14 protein-coding genes are annotated in these 17,031 nt (G+C 71.4%); 9 read left to right on the forward strand and 5 right to left on the reverse strand.

Annotated features, from left to right (window positions below):
* Nucleotides 1-4: 4 nt before the first annotated feature.
* Nucleotides 5-1,669, reverse strand: a complete 1,665-nt coding sequence (gene boxC, locus QI554_RS28305) for a 2,3-epoxybenzoyl-CoA dihydrolase (protein ID WP_281473657.1) — start codon at nt 1,667-1,669, stop codon at nt 5-7.
* Nucleotides 1,670-1,822: 153 nt separating this feature from the next.
* Between boxC and QI554_RS28310 the strand changes: the two genes are divergently transcribed.
* The 4 genes from QI554_RS28310 to QI554_RS28325 all read left to right on the forward strand — a co-directional run bounded on the left by QI554_RS28310 (nt 1,823) and on the right by QI554_RS28325 (nt 5,250).
* Nucleotides 1,823-2,683: a PaaX family transcriptional regulator gene (locus tag QI554_RS28310; RefSeq protein WP_281473659.1), complete on the forward strand. Its 861-nt coding sequence runs from the start codon at nt 1,823-1,825 to the stop codon at nt 2,681-2,683.
* 140 nt (nt 2,684-2,823) lie between these two features.
* Nucleotides 2,824-3,684 (forward strand): 3-hydroxyacyl-CoA dehydrogenase family protein, encoded by an 861-nt coding sequence (locus tag QI554_RS28315; RefSeq protein WP_281473660.1) that lies wholly within the window; start codon nt 2,824-2,826, stop codon nt 3,682-3,684.
* Nucleotides 3,681-4,424 carry an enoyl-CoA hydratase/isomerase family protein gene (locus QI554_RS28320; protein ID WP_281473662.1) on the forward strand — a complete coding sequence of 248 codons (744 nt, stop codon included), beginning with the start codon at nt 3,681-3,683 and terminating at the stop codon, nt 4,422-4,424. Before QI554_RS28315 ends, QI554_RS28320 begins: the two co-directional genes overlap by 4 nt.
* Before the next feature lie 193 nt (nt 4,425-4,617).
* Nucleotides 4,618-5,250 carry a dihydrofolate reductase family protein gene (locus QI554_RS28325; protein ID WP_281473664.1) on the forward strand — a complete coding sequence of 211 codons (633 nt, stop codon included), beginning with the start codon at nt 4,618-4,620 and terminating at the stop codon, nt 5,248-5,250.
* A gap of 217 nt (nt 5,251-5,467) precedes the next feature.
* On the opposite strand, the gene QI554_RS28330 is transcribed toward QI554_RS28325, so the two are convergent.
* Nucleotides 5,468-5,836 carry an ester cyclase gene (locus QI554_RS28330; protein WP_281473666.1) on the reverse strand — a complete coding sequence of 123 codons (369 nt, stop codon included), beginning with the start codon at nt 5,834-5,836 and terminating at the stop codon, nt 5,468-5,470.
* 91 nt (nt 5,837-5,927) lie between these two features.
* On the opposite strand from QI554_RS28330, the gene QI554_RS28335 reads away from it, so the two are divergent.
* From QI554_RS28335 to QI554_RS28345, 3 genes are all read left to right on the forward strand, one after another.
* On the forward strand, nt 5,928-6,497 hold the full coding sequence (locus QI554_RS28335; protein ID WP_281473668.1) for a TetR/AcrR family transcriptional regulator: 570 nt from the start codon (nt 5,928-5,930) through the stop codon (nt 6,495-6,497).
* A 364-nt stretch (nt 6,498-6,861) separates the two neighbouring features.
* Nucleotides 6,862-9,069: a catalase/peroxidase HPI gene (katG, locus tag QI554_RS28340; RefSeq protein WP_281473670.1), complete on the forward strand. Its 2,208-nt coding sequence runs from the start codon at nt 6,862-6,864 to the stop codon at nt 9,067-9,069.
* 110 nt (nt 9,070-9,179) lie between these two features.
* Nucleotides 9,180-12,386: a helix-turn-helix domain-containing protein gene (locus QI554_RS28345; protein WP_281473671.1), complete on the forward strand. Its 3,207-nt coding sequence runs from the start codon at nt 9,180-9,182 to the stop codon at nt 12,384-12,386.
* On the opposite strand, the gene QI554_RS28350 is transcribed toward QI554_RS28345, so the two are convergent.
* Both QI554_RS28350 and QI554_RS28355 read right to left on the reverse strand, forming a co-directional pair.
* On the reverse strand, nt 12,383-12,589 hold the full coding sequence (locus QI554_RS28350) for a hypothetical protein (protein WP_281473672.1): 207 nt from the start codon (nt 12,587-12,589) through the stop codon (nt 12,383-12,385). The genes QI554_RS28345 and QI554_RS28350 overlap by 4 nt on opposite strands.
* A gap of 154 nt (nt 12,590-12,743) precedes the next feature.
* Entirely contained in the window at nt 12,744-14,555 is a 1,812-nt protein-coding gene (locus QI554_RS28355; RefSeq protein WP_281473732.1) for an APC family permease, read from the reverse strand.
* 261 nt (nt 14,556-14,816) lie between these two features.
* On the opposite strand from QI554_RS28355, the gene QI554_RS28360 reads away from it, so the two are divergent.
* A complete protein-coding gene (locus QI554_RS28360) occupies nt 14,817-15,779 on the forward strand; it encodes a Gfo/Idh/MocA family protein (protein WP_281473673.1) in 963 nt (320 codons plus the stop codon).
* Here the strand turns inward: QI554_RS28360 and QI554_RS28365 are convergent.
* Nucleotides 15,739-16,521, reverse strand: a complete 783-nt coding sequence (locus tag QI554_RS28365; protein WP_281473734.1) for an arylamine N-acetyltransferase family protein — start codon at nt 16,519-16,521, stop codon at nt 15,739-15,741. The genes QI554_RS28360 and QI554_RS28365 overlap by 41 nt on opposite strands.
* An 83-nt stretch (nt 16,522-16,604) precedes the next feature.
* Between QI554_RS28365 and QI554_RS28370 the strand changes: the two genes are divergently transcribed.
* The gene (locus QI554_RS28370) at nt 16,605-17,024 is read left to right on the forward strand and encodes an MmcQ/YjbR family DNA-binding protein (RefSeq protein ID WP_281473675.1); all 420 of its coding nucleotides are present in this window, start codon (nt 16,605-16,607) and stop codon (nt 17,022-17,024) included.
* Nucleotides 17,025-17,031 lie beyond the last annotated feature (7 nt).

Here is a 17,031-nt window from a genome sequence, read left to right on the forward strand (position 1 = left end):
GGCATCACACCCGCTCGTTGTCGAAGTCGGCGCGCTGGCCGGTGCCGTATTTGCGCAGGGCGCCGTCGGGGCCGGCGGCGTTGGGGCGGATGAAGATCCAGTTCTGCCACGCGGAGAGGCGGCCGAAGATCTTCGTCTCGGGGGTCTCGGGGCCGGTGAAGCGGTGGTTGGCCTCCATGCCGGTGAGCGCGTCGGGGCTGAGGGAGGCGCGCTCCTCGACGACGATGCGGACCTCGTCCTCGTAGTCGATGTCGTCGGGGGCGTACGTCACCAGGCCGAGGGCGAGGGCTTCGGCGGCGGGCAGCGGTTCGCCGAGGTGCTTGGCGAGGGCCTCGACGTGGGCCGGGTCGCCGTGGAAGCGCGACCGCAGGCGGGTGAGGCCGTTGCCCATCGGGTACGCGCCGAAGTTGGCGTCGGACAAACGGAGTTCGGCGGGGGCGGCGTCGGGGGCGTCCTCGAAGACGCCGTCCAGCATGTACTGGCGGTCGGCGGCCAGGGCGAGTTCGAGCAGCGGGCCGACGAAGCAGCTGCCGGGCTCGACGAGTGCGAGCAGGGTGCGGCTGGTGACGTCGAGGCGCTTGAGGGTGCGCTTGAGGTAGTGCCGGACCTCGTTCACGAACCAGTCGTCGGCGTGCGCGGCGAGGAACGCGTCGTGGGCGAGGACGGCGTCGGCGTCGCCCGCGGTCTTCAGGATCCACGTGCCGAGCGTGTTCTCGTTGGTGCGCAGGTGCAGGATCGCGTCGTCGAGCTCGCGGGTCACGGCCAGCGGCCAGAACGCGGCGCCTTCGCGGCGCGCGGCGTCGGGGTCGACGGGGGCCGGCGTGGTCGGTGCGCCGACGGTGAGGGTCGCGGTGCGCGCGGCGCGGTCGAGGTCGACGGTGACGTGCGTGTACGCGATGCGCGTGTCGGACTCGTCGCGGACGAGGGGCGTCAGAGCCACGCCTTCGGCGGCGTCCGGGCGCGTCGAGCGGGCGGCGGCCGCGGCGGCGCGCTCGGCGACGGCGTCGGCGAAGCGGCTGCGCGGGACCGTGGCGTCGACCAGCTTCCAGTCCACCGCGGTCTTGCCGCGCACGCCGTCGGCCTTGGTGGCGAACACGTCGGCCAGGTCCTTGCGGACGCCGCGCTTGTCGACGACCCGGGTCAGGCCGCCGGTGCCGGGCAGGACGCCGAGCAGCGGCACCTCGGGCAGCGAGACCGCCGAGGAGCCGTCGTCGATCAGCACGATCTCGTCGCAGGCGAGGGCGAGTTCGTAGCCGCCACCGGCCGCGCTGCCGTTGACCGCGGCGACGAACGCGATGCCGGAGTGCGCGGAGGCGTCCTCCATGCCGTTGCGGGTCTCGTTGGTGAACTTGCAGAAGTTCACCTTCCAGGAGTGCGCGCTCTGGGCCAGCATCCGGATGTTCGCGCCCGCGCAGAACACCTTCTCCTTGGCGCTGCCCACCACGACGGCCTTGACGGCCGGGTGTTCGAAGCGGATGCGCTGGAGCGCGTCGTACAGCTCGATGTCGACGCCCAGGTCGTACGAGTTGAGCTTGAGCTCGTACCCCTCGACGAGGCCGCCGCGTTCGTCGACGTCGAGGGTGAGCCGCGCGACGGCGCCGTCGACGGACAGGGTCCAGTGGCGGTAGGTGTCCGGGTGCGCGTCGAAGCGGACCGGTGTCGGGGGCATGTGGGCGCCTTTCGGCCGACGGGCGGAACTTCGGTGGGGCGAGTTCTACGCCTCGATGTTCTACAAGGCTCCGATGTAGCGTCAATAGCATGTAGGAAATTGGCGGGGTCTGGGATACTCGGGCGCAGCAGGTCGAGCGGAGGACGAACGCAGATGGAGCACCCCGGCGAACCGGCCCGGCCGGCGATGTCGCGACGGCAGCAGGTCGGCGCCGCGAGCGCTCGCTCGCTGCTGATGACGCTGCTCGGCGAGTACGTGCTCCCGCACGGCGGCGCCGCGTGGACCTCGACCCTGCTCAGGGCCTTCGAGGGGCTCGGCGTCGAGGAGAAGTCGGCGCGCCAGGCCCTCGCCCGCACCGCCGCGGACGGCTGGATCGCCTCCGAGCGCGCCGGCCGCCGGGTCCGCTGGGTGCTCACCGCGCCCGGCCGCCGGCTGCTCACCGAGGGCGCCGAGCGCATCTACAGCTTCGGCGCGCCGAGCCCGCCGTGGGACGGCCGCTGGCTGGTCGTCATGGCGACCGTCCCGGAGACCCAGCGCAAACTGCGGCACCAGCTGCGGACCAAGCTCACCTGGGCCGGGTTCGGGAGCCCGGCGCCCGGCATGTGGATCAGCCCGCACCCGGCGCGGGCGCCCGAGGCCGAGGAGATCATGCGCGAGCTCGGGCTCGACGCGTCGGCGTTCTCCTTCTGCGGCGCGTTCGGCGACATCGGCTCGCAGCGCGGGATGGTCGACCAGGCGTGGGACCTCGCCGAGACCGCCGCGCAGTATGAGGCGTTCCTCGACGAGTTCGCCGGCCTACGGCCTCGGCCGGGTGCCGAGGTGGTGCTCGCGCAGGTCCGGCTGGTGCACGAGTGGCGGCGCTTCCCGTTCCTCGACCCGCGGCTGCCGGCCGAGCTGCTGCCCGCGCGGTGGATCGGCGACCGGGCGGCGAAGGTGTTCGCGAAGCTGCACGGGGACTGGCAGGCCCAGGCCCAGGCGTCGTGGGGCGCGCTGGCGGACGACGCGGCGGCGTAGCGTCGGTCGGGCGCGGCTGTGTACGGGGATCGGGTGGCATGCCACAGTCTTCGCCGCCGATACGCCGTCAACTGTCGACATCTAGATCACGCATCGCTAGCCTCCCGTGGAATGTCGTCGGCCCGGAGGAGAGGCACGCCATGAAACCGGACGCCCGCGTCGGAGTCGTCGGCGGCGGCGCGATGGGGATCGGGATCGCCCAGGTCTTCGCGGTCGCCGGCTGCACGGTGACCGTCGTCGAACCGGACGCGGCGCGCGCGGGCGACATCGTGCCCGGCATCCGCGACTCCGCGGCGCGGGCCCTCGCGCGCGGCAAACTCGCGGCCGGCACGGCCGCCGCGGCCCCCGACCGGGTCACCGTCGTCCCGGACATCGGCGACCTGCCCGAAGGCCTCGACCTCGTGGTCGAGGCCGTCCCCGAGCGCCTCGCCCTCAAGCGCACGGTGCTCGCCGCCGCCGAACGCCGCGCGCCGCGCCTGCTCGGCACCAACACCAGCGGCATCGGCATCGGCGAGCTCGGCGCCGAGCTCGCCCGGCCCGGGGTGTTCATCGGACGGCACTTCTTCAACCCGGTCCCGGCGATGCCGCTCCTGGAGATCGTCGTCGCCGACGCGACCGACCCGGCCACCGTCGACGCCGCCCGCGACATCGCCGCGCTGATCGGCAAAGAGGTCATCGTGGTCCGCGACAAGCCGGGCTTCGCCACCTCGCGCCTCGGCGTCATGCTGGGGCTGGAGGCCATCCGCATGCTGGAGGACGGCGTCGCCTCGGCCGCCGACATCGACCGTGCGATGGAGCTCGGCTACCGGCACCCGATGGGCCCGCTGCGGCTGACCGACCTGGTCGGCCTCGACGTACGGCTCGACATCGCCCGCAACCTCGCCGAGGCGTACGGGCCGCGCTTCGACCCGCCGCGGCTGCTGGTCGACAAGGTCACGGCCGGCGAGCTCGGCAGGAAGTCGGGCCGCGGGTTCTACGACTGGGACGGTGGCGCGGCGTGACGTACCGGACCCTCGACGTCACCGAGGCGTCGGACCGCGTGGTGGTCCGGCTCGACCGGCCCGCCGAACGCAACGCGATCTCGCGCGAGATGGTCGACGAACTCCACGCCGTCTGCGGGCGGTTGGAAAAGGAGCCGCGGGCGCTGCTGCTCACCGGCGGCGACCAGGGCGTGTTCGCGGGCGGCGCGGACATCGCGGAACTGCGCGAACGCGGCCGCCTCGACGCGCTCGACGGCATCAACCTGCGGCTGTTCGAACGGATCCGGGCGCTGCCGATGCCGACCGTCGCCGCGATCGACGGCTACGCGCTCGGCGGCGGCGCGGAACTGGCGTACGCGTGCGACCTGCGCATCGCCAGCGACCGCGCGGTGTTCGGCCAGCCCGAACCGCAACTCGGCATCCTCCCGGGCGCGGGTGCCACGTGGCGGCTGGTGCGGCTGCTGGGCGAGAGCGTCGCCAAGCAGATCCTCCTGGCCGGGCGCAGGCTCGACGCCGAGGAGGCGCTGCGCTGCGGCCTCGTCATCGACGTCGTCCCGGCGGACGGGCTGCTCGCCGCCGCCGACGCCCTCCTCGACCGTGTCCTGCGCTCGTCGGCGCTCGCGCTGCGGCTCACGAAGATGGCGGTGGACGCCCCCGAGGGAGCCCACCCCTCCTTCGAACTGGCGGCCCAGGCCGTGCTGTTTGAGGACGAGGAGAAGCGCGAGCGGATGACGGCGTTCCTGGAGAGGCGCGCGAAGTAGATCGGGGGGCGCGCCTCGGGGGAGGCACCGCTTTGCCGCCGCGGATACGGGCCCGGCACCGTCCGGACCGACACGGGATCGGGAACGGCCGGCATGAGCGTCGCGTGAACTATCGTGAGGAAGACCGATGAGTTTGTCGGGCCGCGCGGGTCCAACCCTCTGACCGCTGTATCCGACGCCTCGGGAGCAAGGCATGGGCCTCATCCACATCGCAATGTTCACCACCCTCGACCTCGTCGGGCAGGCGCCCGGCGGCCCCGAGGAGGACCCGGAGGGGTTCCCGTTCGGTGGCTGGCAGGCGCCCCTGATCGAGGAGACCGAGGGGGCGCAGATCCTCGACGCGTACGAGGGCACCGACGCGCTGCTGCTCGGCCGGCGGACGTACGACATCTTCGCGGCCTACTGGCCGCAGCAGGACGACGCGTTCGGCACGCTCTTTAACAGCATCCCGAAGTACGTGGCCTCCCGCGGCAAGCCCGACCTCCCGTGGGCCGGCTCCACGCAGCTCGGCCCCGACCTGCCCGCCGCGGTACGCGAGATCCGCGACCGGCACAAGCACGTCAAGGTCGTCGGGAGCCTTGACCTCGTGCAGACCCTGCTGCGCGAGAAGCTCTTCGACCGGCTCGACCTGTGGGTGCACCCGATCGTGCTCGGCGTCGGAAAGAAGCTGTTCGAGGACGGCACGGTGCCCACGAACGTCACCCTGCTCGCCCCGCCGGCGTCCACTCCGACGGGCGCCGTCTACCTCCGCTACGGCATCGCCGACGGCATCCCGGCCACGGGAGACATGAACGCCCCCGACCGCGGTCTCACCCGCGACGCCTGACGCCTTCGCCGGCCCGACGGCCCCGGACGCGCGCCGTGCGCAGCGCCCGGGCCGTCGTCGGCTGTGCCCCGTCGACAACGGCCCGGGCGCGCGCGGCCAGCAGGCCGCCGCCCTTGAGCCCGCCCGCGTCAGCCGATGCTAGGGACCTCGCCCGCGCCAGGGCTTGTAAGAAATGGACCTGCCGCGGGCCTTCGACCACGCGGTCCCGGGAGTCGCCTCAGAAGGGTTCGGCGACGACCCAGTGCTCGACGAGCTGTCCGGACACCACACGGACCATGTCCATGCCGGTGACCTCGAAGCGTTCTCCGGTCGGCGGCCGGCCGAAGAAGTCGCCGGTGTGGGTGCCGGAGACCGTGTAGTGGTTGGCCACCCACTCGCCGTCCTCGACGCTCCGGACCGTCGTGACCGTGAAGTCGGGGACGCCGGCGACGATTCCCGCCCACTTGCGGCGCCATTGCGCCCGGTCGCACTCGACCCCCTGGTCGAGGGACACGGGCGCGATGAGCGCCAGGGCGGCGTCGAAGTCGCCGGCGGCGCGCAGCGCGTTGATCGCGCGTACGACCTCGGTGGGGCTTGACGTAGTCATGTCCGCTCCCTCCCACAGAAACGAGGACACTCCCCGGAAAGCTCTCGTGCCACAATACGGGGAGACTCCCCGGATAGGCAACGAGGCTGATGTGACCGGACGATCGGTACGCCGAGACGCGCAGCGCAACCGCACACGCCTGCTCGACACCGCCGCGCAGGTGTTCCAGGAGGCCGGCGCCGAGGCCCCGCTCGACCTGATCGCCGAGCGCGCCGGCGTCGCGAACGCCACCCTGTACCGGCACTTCCCGACGCGCCGACTCCTGATCAGCGCGGTCTACGCCCGGGTCATCGACAGCCTCTGCGCGGAGGCGCACACTCTGGCCGAGACCGCCCGCCCCGACGCCTTGTTCGCCTGGTTCGCCGCCGTCGTGGCCCGGATGCAGGAAAGCCGGGGCCTACGCGACACCCTCGTCGCCGCCTACGCCCTGGCCCCGGGCGAGACCACCGCCGAAGTGGACGAATGGCACGACCGCGTCATCGCGGCCGCCCAGCCGCTCTTCGCCAGCGCCCGGCACCACGGGCTCGTCGACCCGGCACTGCCCTGGCCCGAAGTACTCGCCCTCGTCACCGCCATCGCCGGCGCCGCCGGGGACAACCGCGAGGCCGGCCGCCGCATGCTGTCGGTCGTCATCGCGGGCCTGGGCGCCCCGAGCGACTGAGGCCGCCGCACCCGACCGGGGCATGTTGTCGTTTGATCGGCCGAATCCTGGGGAAGCCGTGAGGGCTGTCTCGGGGCAAATCATTACGTAACGTGTATAAACGGTCGCTCATATGGGAGAGGAAGGGCCGGATCCGGCCAAGTGTTTGGTGGAAACACCGAAACGGTTCATGACACGAACACAGAGACTTGGGTCGTTCGTTGCCTTGAACCGTTCGTCTCTACAAAGTTAGCTTTGGTCATGACCGCAACCCGGGCCGAGCCGCCGCCGGACAGGTGGATGGGGTCGGTCTGCGGCGGGTGGCGACCGCGCGCGTCGCGCAGTTTTTGTGCAGCGTGATCCTCTTAGCCCGGAAGGTTTTCCGATGTCCGAGAACCAAGACGCAAACGCTGGTGGCGGCTGCCCCGTCGCGCACGGGCGCGCTCCGCACCCGACGCAGAGCGGTGGCAACGCCCAGTGGTGGCCGAACCGCCTGAACCTCAAGATCCTCGCGAAGAACCCCGCGGTGGCGAACCCGCTCGGCGAGGAGTTCGACTACAAGGCGGCGTTCAACAGCCTCGACCTGCCCGCCGTGAAGCAGGACATCGCCGAGGTACTGACCACGTCGCAGGACTGGTGGCCGGCCGACTTCGGCAACTACGGGCCGCTCATGATCCGCATGGCGTGGCACTCCGCCGGCACGTACCGCATCAGCGACGGCCGCGGCGGCGCCGGCGCCGGGCAGCAGCGCTTCGCGCCGCTCAACAGCTGGCCGGACAACGGCAACCTGGACAAGGCCCGCCGCCTGCTGTGGCCGGTCAAGCAGAAGTACGGCCAGAACCTGTCGTGGGCCGACCTGATGATCCTCGCCGGCAACGTCGCGCTGGAGCAGATGGGCTTCACGACGTTCGGCTTCGGCGGCGGCCGCCCCGACGTGTGGGAGTCCGAGGAGGACGTCTACTGGGGCCCCGAGCAGACCTGGCTCGGCGACGAGCGCTACACCGGCGACCGTGAGCTGGAGAACCCGCTCGGCGCCGTGCAGATGGGCCTCATCTACGTCAACCCGGAGGGCCCCAACGGCAATCCGGACCCGATCGCCGCGGCCCGCGACATTCGCGAGACGTTCCGCCGCATGGCGATGAACGACGAGGAGACCGTCGCGCTGATCGCCGGCGGCCACACCTTCGGCAAGACGCACGGCGCCGGCCCGGCCGAGAGCGTCGGCGCCGACCCCGAGGCCGCCCCGCTGGAGGAGCAGGGCCTCGGCTGGAAGAGCACGTACGGCACCGGCAAGGGCGCCGACGCGATCACCAGCGGCCTCGAAGGCATCTGGACCAACACCCCCACCACGTGGGACAACAGCTTCTTCGACATCCTCTTCGGGTACGAGTGGGAGCTGTTCCAGAGCCCCGCCGGCGCCAACCAGTGGCGGCCGAAGGACGGCGCGGGCGCGGGCACCGTCCCCGACGCGCACGACCCGGCCAAGAAGGTCGCGCCGACGATGCTCACGACCGACCTGTCGCTGCGCTTCGACCCGGCGTACGAGGAGATCTCGCGGCGCTTCCACGCCGACCCGGCCGTGTTCGCGGACGCTTTCGCGCGCGCCTGGTACAAGCTGACCCACCGCGACATGGGCCCGATCGCGCGCTACCTCGGCCCCGAGGTGCCGTCCGAGGAACTGCTGTGGCAGGACCCGGTCCCGGCCGTCACGCACGAGCTCGTCGACGCCGCGGACATCGCGTCCCTCAAGGCGCAGATCCTCGCGTCCGGCGTCTCGACGGCGCGGCTCGTGGCCACCGCGTGGGCGGCGGCCTCGTCGTTCCGCGGCAGCGACAAGCGCGGCGGCGCCAACGGCGGACGCGTCCGTCTGCAGCCGCAGGCCGGCTGGGAGGCCAACGAGCCCGACGAGCTCGCCGGCGTGCTGCGCACCCTCGAGGGCATCCAGCAGTCCTTCAACGCCGCGCAGTCCGGCGGCAAGCGGGTCTCGATCGCCGACCTCGTGGTGCTGGCCGGCAGCGCGGCCGTCGAGCAGGCCGCCCAGGCCGCGGGCTACGACGTGACCGTGCCGTTCTCGCCCGGCCGCGCCGACGCGACGCAGGAGCAGACCGACGTCGAGTCCTTCGCCGCGCTCGAGCCCACCGCGGACGGCTTCCGCAACTACCTGGGCAAGGGCAACCGCCTCCCGGCCGAGTACCTGCTGCTCGACCGCGCGAACCTGCTCACGCTCAGCGCGCCGGAGCTGACCGTCCTCGTCGGCGGCCTCCGCGTCCTCGGCGCGAACCACCAGGGCTCGTCCGTGGGCGTCTTCACCGACACGCCGGGCACGCTGACGAACGACTTCTTCGTCAACCTGCTCGACTACAACACCTCGTGGACCCCGACCTCCGAGGACGCCCAGTCCTTCGAGGGCCGCGACGCCACGGGCAAGGTGAAGTGGACCGGCAGCCGCGTCGACCTCGTCTTCGGCTCCAACTCCGAACTGCGGGCCCTCGCCGAGGTCTACGGCAGCGACGACGCGAAGGAGAAGTTCGTCAACGACTTCGTCGCGGCGTGGGCGAAGGTGATGGACCTGGACCGCTACGACCTGCGCTGACCCCCATCCGACGGGACCGGCCCTTTCGACGGCCGGCCTCCCCCCGGAGACGCCCGACGGAAGGCCCCGCGCCCTGAGCGCGGGGCCTTCCGCGTTACCGCCCGGCCGGTTTGCGGTCGCTCTACGCTCGGTGTCTACGTACGGCGCCGAGTGGGAGGAGTCGCGTGTCGGGCGGCGACGCGGTCGAGGACTTCTGGCGGCCGATCAAGCGGATGGTGGCCCAACGGGGGCTGAGGAACGCCGACTTGGGGAGACGGCTGAACCTGAGCCCGTCCGCGGTGTCGGAGCTGCTCAACGGCCGACGGGCGAAGGCGCCGGACTGGGACGTGGTCAGGACCATCGTCGAGCTCTGCCTGGACCGCGTGGACGAGCGCCGGGTTCGGGAGGAACTCGACTATCGGAAGCGACGCCTGGAGGAGCTTGAGACAGCGCTGGACCGGGCACGAACGCCGGGGGAGACCGGGGCGAAGGCGGCCGTCGCGTCGGAGCCGACGGTGTGCCCGCTGTGCGCGGAGGGCTCATGGGACATCACCACGAAACCGGCGCGCACGTTCGATGCGGCGGCCCGACTGCTCGGCGGCGGCACCGGCCAGGTGGACGACGACGTCGCGGAGATCGGCTCGTGGACGCTGTGCGGGGCCGAGGATCTCGCGCGGTTCCGCGAGCGCCTCGCCGCGCTGGTGGCCGCGATCCTGCCGGTGGCCGAGGCGCGGGTCCGGGGTGGGTGCCGGGCGCATCGGATCCACCTCTGGCACGCGGCACGGGTGGTCGCGGCGGTCGAGTGCCTGGTCGCGAGCCCCCCGATGGGTACGGCCCTCGACCGGTGCGGCTCGATCGGCGTCGGCGCGATCCTGGGGGTGGGTGGGGCCGTCCACCTGTTCACGGTGCCGGGCACGGTCACGTACGACTGGAAGAACGGGCGGACTCGGGTTCTCCAAGCAGCGTACGAGCAGGTGCTGCTCGAAGCCGTAGGCGGTGAGGTCGCGGCCGACGATCTGCCCGACTTCGTCGAAGCAGCGCGGGCCGCGGCTGATGCCCATGCGCAACGGATGGCCGAACTGGGTGCAGAGCACCCGGCGTTGTTCGCCTGGTCGGCTCTTCAGGCGGGGACGACCACCTCGGCCGCCGTGCACGACAACGGCCTGCCGGGCCTGGAGTCCGCGCTGCGGGCGCTCACCTGCCACGAACCCGGCGCGGACTCGTTGGCGACACGGATCGTCCGCGGGCACCGCCGGGCGTTGGCCGAGCCGATCTCACTCGCCGGCGAATTGCGTGAGGACCTGCGGGGCGTCGAGATCCCCAGCATGGAGCGCGGATACGTCAATCCTGCGTTCCGGGCGGCGTTGTACGACCAGTCAGCGGCTCCTCACGTCGACTCGTGGTGGTCGGGCCGGGCCGTGCACGACGACATCGCGGGGTTCCTGGCCGGCGAACTGGTCTCGGCGTACGCACCGCGGCGGCTGCTGATGGTTCTCGGGGATCCGGGGACCGGGAAGTCGCTGCTCACCCGGCTGCTCGCCGCGCGCCTGCCACCCGGCGACTATCTGCCCGTGCGGATCGAGCTGCGCGACGTGCTCCCGGGGACCGCGACCCTGGATCAGCTCGAACGGGCCGTGCGGCAGGCCACGCTGCGGGCGGCGGGTTGGGAGGACGTGCGGGATGCCGCACCCGAGGTGCTCCCGGTACTGATCTTCGACGGGTTCGACGAACTGCTCCAGGCCGGCACGGTCGATCAGTGGAACTACCTGGAGAATCTCGCGGCGTTCCAGGCCGGTTGCCTCGCGAACGGCACTCCGGTGGCCGTCGTCGTGACCAGCCGCACGGTCGTGGCGGATCAGGCGCATATCCCCGACGGCACACTGGTCGCGCGCCTTGAGCCGTTCGACGCCGACAGGATCGAGCGGTGGCTTCAGGTGTGGAACGCCGCGAACGGGGCTGCCTTGCGCCGGAACCGCGGAGCGCTTCCGCCCTCCGACCTGGGTGCCGTACATCCGGAACTCGCATCCCAACCCCTTCTGTTGTTCATGCTCGCGCTGTACTACGCGTTCGCGGGCGGTGCGGAGCCGGGGGTGGTCGCCAGGCTCAGCCGTGGCGGGTTGTACGAGCGCCTGCTGCGTCTGTTCGTGCGCAGGCAGGTCGTCAAACGTGAACCGAAGCTCCGGCCGGCCGCCGTCGAGGAGAAGGTCGAACGGGAGCTGGACGATCTGTCCGTCATCGCGGTGGCGATGTTCATCCGGGGCCGCCAGGGGGTCAGCGCGGAGGAGGCCGCCCACGACCTCGCCTTCCTCCGCGAGCCGGACGACACACCCGAACGTCCCGATGCCTGCATGTTGTTCGGCCGGTTCTTCTTCATCCACGAGGCCCGCACCGGTGCGGACGACGCCCTGAGCCGGAGCCGCCGCTGGTACGAGTTCCTGCACGCGACGTTCGGCGAGTACCTGGTCGCACGCAAGATCGTCCGTACGTTGCGCCGCTGTCCGGACGGCGACGCGCACGACGGCTTGCTCTTCAACCTCCTGGCCGCTGCGCCGCTTACCGACCACATGCGCATCTTGGATGATCTCGGCGAGTTGCTGGAGGAAGACGGCACCGCGTCGGTGCCTGCGCTCTTTCAGGCGTCGCTCAAGGACCGGCCCCTGGGTGCGTGGACCGCATACAACCCGACCGAGGAAACGGCCGTCTTCCGCTGCGCGTCGTACAGCGTGAACCTGGTGCTTCTCGTGCTCGCCAAGTACGGGAAGGTCAGCGTCTCCGACCTGGTCGCACCGGGCGCGAAACCCCGAGCGGCTTGGCACAAGCACGCCATGTTGTGGAACTCCCAGTTCAGCGCGGCGTCGTGGGACGCGCTGACGGGTGTGGTCGCCACGAAGCGGGTGAACAGATGGCCCGCTGAGGCGCCTGATGTGGCTCTGGAGTTCGAGCCGCGCCCGATCGACGCCAATGTGAACGTGCATCGGGCGCAGTGGGTTCGGGACGGTGACATCGACGACGCTGTGGAGCCGGCGCTTCCGCTCTTCGCCGAACTGCCCCGGCTGACCGGGATCGACAGGTACGAGCCCCACGGCGGCAAGTATTCGCGGGCGCATGCCTTGGTCGCACTCGCGATCTGCGACCCGACGGAAGCAGGGGTCGAGGAGTTGATGAAGCGGTACAAAGCGTGTCTTCTGGCTCTGGGTGGGTCGCGCACTCGGGGAGACCGCGACTACGAACGCTTCAGGCGGCTTGTCGCACGCCGTCTCCTGCAGGACGCGGACCTCCTGCCGCCGAGTGTCGTCGCGGACTACCAGGCCTGTCTCGACGAGAGCCACCGCTTCTAGCGTGTACCACCCGCCTCGTCGGCGATCAGCGCGTCGAGCTTCTCCGCGATCCACAGTGCCGCCATGCCCGTGACCACGTGGCCGAGGTGGGGGACGGGGTGGCCCGTCGCGTGCGCGAGCGCCGTCGCGGACTCGCCCGCCGCGGAGCCGGTCGCTGTCGCCGTGCCGAGGATGACGGCGGTGCGGAGGGGGATGAGCTTCATGGTGTCCTCCCGGACCCGTAGTGGTTGGTGGAGCCACTGTCGGGCCGGGGCGGAGGTGTTGCGGTGGGATGCCGAAGCATGCCGAAGGGGGTGGGGTTCGTGCAGGTCGGAAGGCCACTTCGGGGTTCGGGGGCCGAACGCCGTCGAAGGAGGGTCAGCCCACGTGGATGTGGGGGCGGCGGGCTCGGTTGGGTTCCGCTTCGCGGAGGACTTCTCGGGTGACGGGGGCGACCTCGCCGTGGCCGAAGAGGAAGAAGCGGAGGAAGTTGGCGAGCGGGTTGCCCTCGGTCCATTCGAAGTAGATGTGGGGGCGCTGGTCGGTGACGTCGCGGACGTGGATGAGCATGGCGGCGAGGGCGTTGGGGACCGAGGAGCTTTCGAGGCGGAGGACGCGGTAGCGGCCGTGGGCGACCTCGCCTCGGACGGTCAGGCCGGACTCGAACTCGGAGGGGTCGAGGACGGTGACCTCGACGAAGATGATGTCGTCGGAGTCCGGCATGTCGTTGTCGGCGCGCATCTGGTCGAGCTTGTCGCGGTACTCGGCCTCGTCGCGCGTGTCGGGCTGGTTGGCGATGAAGCGGATCGTGCGGTGCGCGCAGTCGCGGACGAAGCGGGCCGCCATCGGGTCGAGGTTGACATCGGTGACGCGCAGTTCGAAGGCGCGGACGATCCGGGACAGCAGGGACAGCGCCATGATGCCGGCGATGAAGCACGCGCCGATTTTGACGCCGTCGGGGCGTTCGGCGATGTTGACCGCCGTGGTGTAGACGAACACGACGGCGATGCAGCCGAAGCCGATGGTCCAGCCGCGTTCCCCTGCCTTCCGGGCGGCGATGGTCACGGCGATGGCGGCGGAGGTGATGAGGACGAGGACGCCGGTTGCGTACGCGCCGCCCTGCTTGTCGACGTTGGCGTCGAAGAGCCAGGTCACCAGGAACGCGACCAGGATGAACACGATGACCATGGGACGCACGGCCCGCGCCCAGCCCGGCGCCATTCCGTACCGCGGGAGGTAGCGCGGCATGAGGTTGAGCAGGCCGGCCATGGCGGAGGCGCCGGCGAACCACAGGATCAGGATCGTCGAGATGTCGTAGACGGTGCCGAAGGCGGATCCGAGGTTCTCGTGCGCGAGGTACGCGAGGGCGCGGCCGTTGGCGGGCCCGCCGGCCTTGAAGTCCTGCTGCGGGATCAGGAGCGTGGTGATCCAACTGCTGGTGATGAGGAAGACGCTCATGATGACGGCGGCGGTGGTCAGCAGCTTCTTCGTGCCGCGGATGCGCGCGGCGGGCTTGGCCGGGTCGTCGTCGGGGGCGCCTTCGACGTGCGGCATGACCGCGACGCCGGTCTCGAAGCCGGACAGGCCGAGGGCGAGCTTGGGGAAGACGACGAGGGAGACGCCGATCATCACCCAGATGCTGCCGCGTTCGGCGACGAGCGCGTGCCGCCAGTCGGTGACGACGCTCGGGTCCTCGGCGACGTGCCAGATGCCGTTGCCGACGACGACCGCGTTGAGCGCGAGGTAGGAGAACACCAGGACGACGGCCAGGCCGATGGCCTCGCCGAAGCCCTTGAGGAAGACCGCCCCCAGAAGTGCGATCAGCAGCAGCGTGATGAGGACTTCGTGGCCTTGGAGGGTGCCGGTCAGGTGCGGGTTCTCGACCATGTGGGCGGTGGCGTCCGCGGCCGAGAGGGTGATGGTGATCAGGAAGTCGGTGGCGGCGAAGCCGAGCAGGGTGAGGACGAACAGCTTGCCCTTCCAGAAGGACAGCAGCCGTTCGAGCATCGCGATCGAGCCCTCGCCGTGCGGGCTCTCCTCGGCGACGCGCCGGTAGACGGGGAGCGCCCCGAAGAGGGTGAGCGCGACGAGGACGATCGTGGCGATCGGGGAGAGCAGGCCGGCCGCGAGGGCGGCGATGCCGGGCTGGTAACCGAGTGTGGAGAAGTAGTCGAGGCCGGTCAGGCACATCACGCGCCACCAGCGCCGGCCCTCTTCGGCGGGGGCCGGCGGGCCACCGGCGCCCTGTTCGTGGCCGTGGTCGAGGGTGGGGTGCTTGGGTCGGGAGGCCTGGTCCTGCAGAAGCCATGTACGCAGACGGGAGGGACGGTGGGTGGGCGCTGCGGCCATGCGAGCGTTCTCCAGTGGTGCGTGGGCCGATCGGCGCGAGCGTAACCCGGCGTGCGTGCGCGGCCCGCGTGCCACGCCGCACCCCGCGCTACGGTCATACGCATGACGGATCCGCTCCGTGTCGGGCTCCTCGGGCTCGGACACATCGCCCAGACCCATCTGGCCGTCCTCGCCGCGCGCGAGGACGTGACCCTGGACTTCACCGTCGATCCCCACGTCCCCGAAGGTCCCTCCTTCCGCGGCGAACAGGCCCCGCACCACCGGTCGTTGGCCGACGCGCTGGACAAGCACGACCCCGACCTGATGGTCATCGCGACGCCGGTCCCCACCCATGTGGACCTGGCCGCAGAGGCGTTGACGCGCACCGGCGCGCGGGTGCTGGTGGAGAAGCCGATCGTGCACGACCTGGCCGCGCTGGATCGGCTGCGGGCGATGGACGAGGACGGTGTCGCCGCCGTCGGTGAACGCCTCTGCACCGCGCACCACTTCGCCTTCTCACCCGAGGTCCGCTGGGCGGAGGAGACCATCGCCCGCTACCCCGAGTGGGGCCCGGTAACCCAGATCACGTCGGCGTTCAACGACCCCTTCGTGCTGCGCGGCCCCGAGGTGTTCGAGACGTACGTGTCCAGCTGGATGGACGGCGGCGTCAACCAACTCAGCCTGCTGGCCCGCTTCGTGGACTTCACGGAACTGCTGGGCGGCGAGGAGCTCGACGGCCGGGCGAGCGCCTGGTACACCTTCGCGTTCGACTCACGCGGCCACCGCGGCACCGCCCGCCTGCGCACCAACTGGCTGACGGGCGCGAGCAGCAAGGAGAGCGTGCTGGTCTTCGCCGAATCGGGCGTCGAGCTGTGGATCGACCACACCGCGATGACCGGCTTCGCCGCCCGCGGCCGCGAACTGCTGGAGCGCTTCGGCACCGACGGCCGCACCCCGCGCATCATCGCCCACTACCAGCCGCTCTACGCGAGCCTGCTGTCGGACGCGCCCGACCCGATCCTGTCCTTCGACACCGCCGCCCGGATCACCCGTCTGCACCGAGGGTCGGCACCCGGTCCAGGCTGATTCCGAAGAGGTCGCGGTACGCCGCCAGCACCTCCGCGTCGTCGCCCAGCTCCCGCTCGTGACGGCCCGTCGCGTCGGTCGTCACGAGTGTGCGGCCGCTGAGCGTGATCCGGCCGCCGTCGACCGGAAGCGAACACACGAGCGACCGGGTGAAGTGCGCCTTCGGGGACGTGCACTGCCACCAGCAGGTCGCCTCGAAGTCGCCGAGCCGCCGCGGACGCGTCTCCATGCGGTATTCCGGCGTGCCGTCGAGCAGGACGTCCAGGTCGCCGTCGGGTGCGTCCCGGATCTCGAACACCCCGCCAGGATCGGCCTGTTCACCGCGCATGTCGAACCGCAGCGGGTACTCGCTGTGCCGGCCGAAGCCCACGTCGGCGAGCCACACCGCGTCCTCGCCGGGGGCGGTCACGCGCAGCGCGAGGTGGTCGTACGGCGGCCCGAGGCCGTCCCGGCCGTGCACGCGCGCGGCGAGCAGCTCGACGTCGTACCCGAGCGCGGTGAGCAGCAGGGCGAACGTGCCGTTGAGCTCGTAACAGAACCCGCCGCGCCGGTCGACGACGATCTTCCCGTAGAGCCGGTCCTCGTCGAGCGAGACGCCGTCGCCGAGGTGGATCGCCAGGTTCTCGAACGGGACGGCGCGCAGGTGGCGCGCGTGCAGCTCGCGCAGCGCGGCTCCGTCCGGGCGGGCCGGGCGCTCGGCGCCGATCCGCCGCAGGTACGCGTCCACCTGCTTGTCATCCATCGCCATTCGTCTTTCATATACCCGCGTGCCCTCGCGGGTCGTGATCGACGGCGGCGTCGGAGGCGCCGCGTACTGTCGGCCGGATGGACATGGACCCTGACGGCGGAGTCGCCGAGGACGCGCTGGCCCGGCTCCGGGAGATCTGCCTCGCCCTGCCGGACGCGTACGAGGAGGCCGCCTGGGTGGGGCGGCGGTGGCGGGTGCGCGACAAGACGTTCGCGCACGTCGTCACCGTCGTGGACGGCCGGCCGCCGGCGTTCGCGAAGGTCATCGGCCACGACGGCCCCGCCACCGTGGTGACCTTCCGCTCGGCGGGGGAGGAGCTCCAGGCGCTGTGCCGCGCCGGGCACCCCTTCTTCCGGGCGGGCTGGGGCCGCGACGTGGTCGGCATGTACCTCGACGACGCCACCGACTGGGGCGAGGTCGCCGAACTGATGACCGAGAGCTTCTGCGTCATGGCCCCCACGCGCCTGCGCGACCGCGTAGACCGCCCGGCGGAGTGACCATGAC

It is taken from the genome of Yinghuangia seranimata (assembly GCF_029953285.1).
Lineage (GTDB): Bacteria > Actinomycetota > Actinomycetes > Streptomycetales > Streptomycetaceae > Yinghuangia > Yinghuangia seranimata.

Coding starts and splice junctions, on each gene's coding strand:
- QI554_RS28365 (WP_281473734.1), bottom strand. CDS start 16,521: ATGGATGACAAGCAGGTGGACGCGTACCTGCGGCGGATCGGCGCCGAG.
- QI554_RS28370 (WP_281473675.1), top strand. CDS start 16,605: ATGGACATGGACCCTGACGGCGGAGTCGCCGAGGACGCGCTGGCCCGG.
- QI554_RS28315 (WP_281473660.1), top strand. CDS start 2,824: ATGAAACCGGACGCCCGCGTCGGAGTCGTCGGCGGCGGCGCGATGGGG.
- QI554_RS28325 (WP_281473664.1), top strand. CDS start 4,618: ATGGGCCTCATCCACATCGCAATGTTCACCACCCTCGACCTCGTCGGG.
- boxC (WP_281473657.1), bottom strand. CDS start 1,669: ATGCCCCCGACACCGGTCCGCTTCGACGCGCACCCGGACACCTACCGC.
- QI554_RS28310 (WP_281473659.1), top strand. CDS start 1,823: ATGGAGCACCCCGGCGAACCGGCCCGGCCGGCGATGTCGCGACGGCAG.
- QI554_RS28330 (WP_281473666.1), bottom strand. CDS start 5,836: ATGACTACGTCAAGCCCCACCGAGGTCGTACGCGCGATCAACGCGCTG.
- QI554_RS28360 (WP_281473673.1), top strand. CDS start 14,817: ATGACGGATCCGCTCCGTGTCGGGCTCCTCGGGCTCGGACACATCGCC.
- QI554_RS28355 (WP_281473732.1), bottom strand. CDS start 14,555: ATGTGCCTGACCGGCCTCGACTACTTCTCCACACTCGGTTACCAGCCC.
- QI554_RS28350 (WP_281473672.1), bottom strand. CDS start 12,589: ATGAAGCTCATCCCCCTCCGCACCGCCGTCATCCTCGGCACGGCGACA.
- katG (WP_281473670.1), top strand. CDS start 6,862: ATGTCCGAGAACCAAGACGCAAACGCTGGTGGCGGCTGCCCCGTCGCG.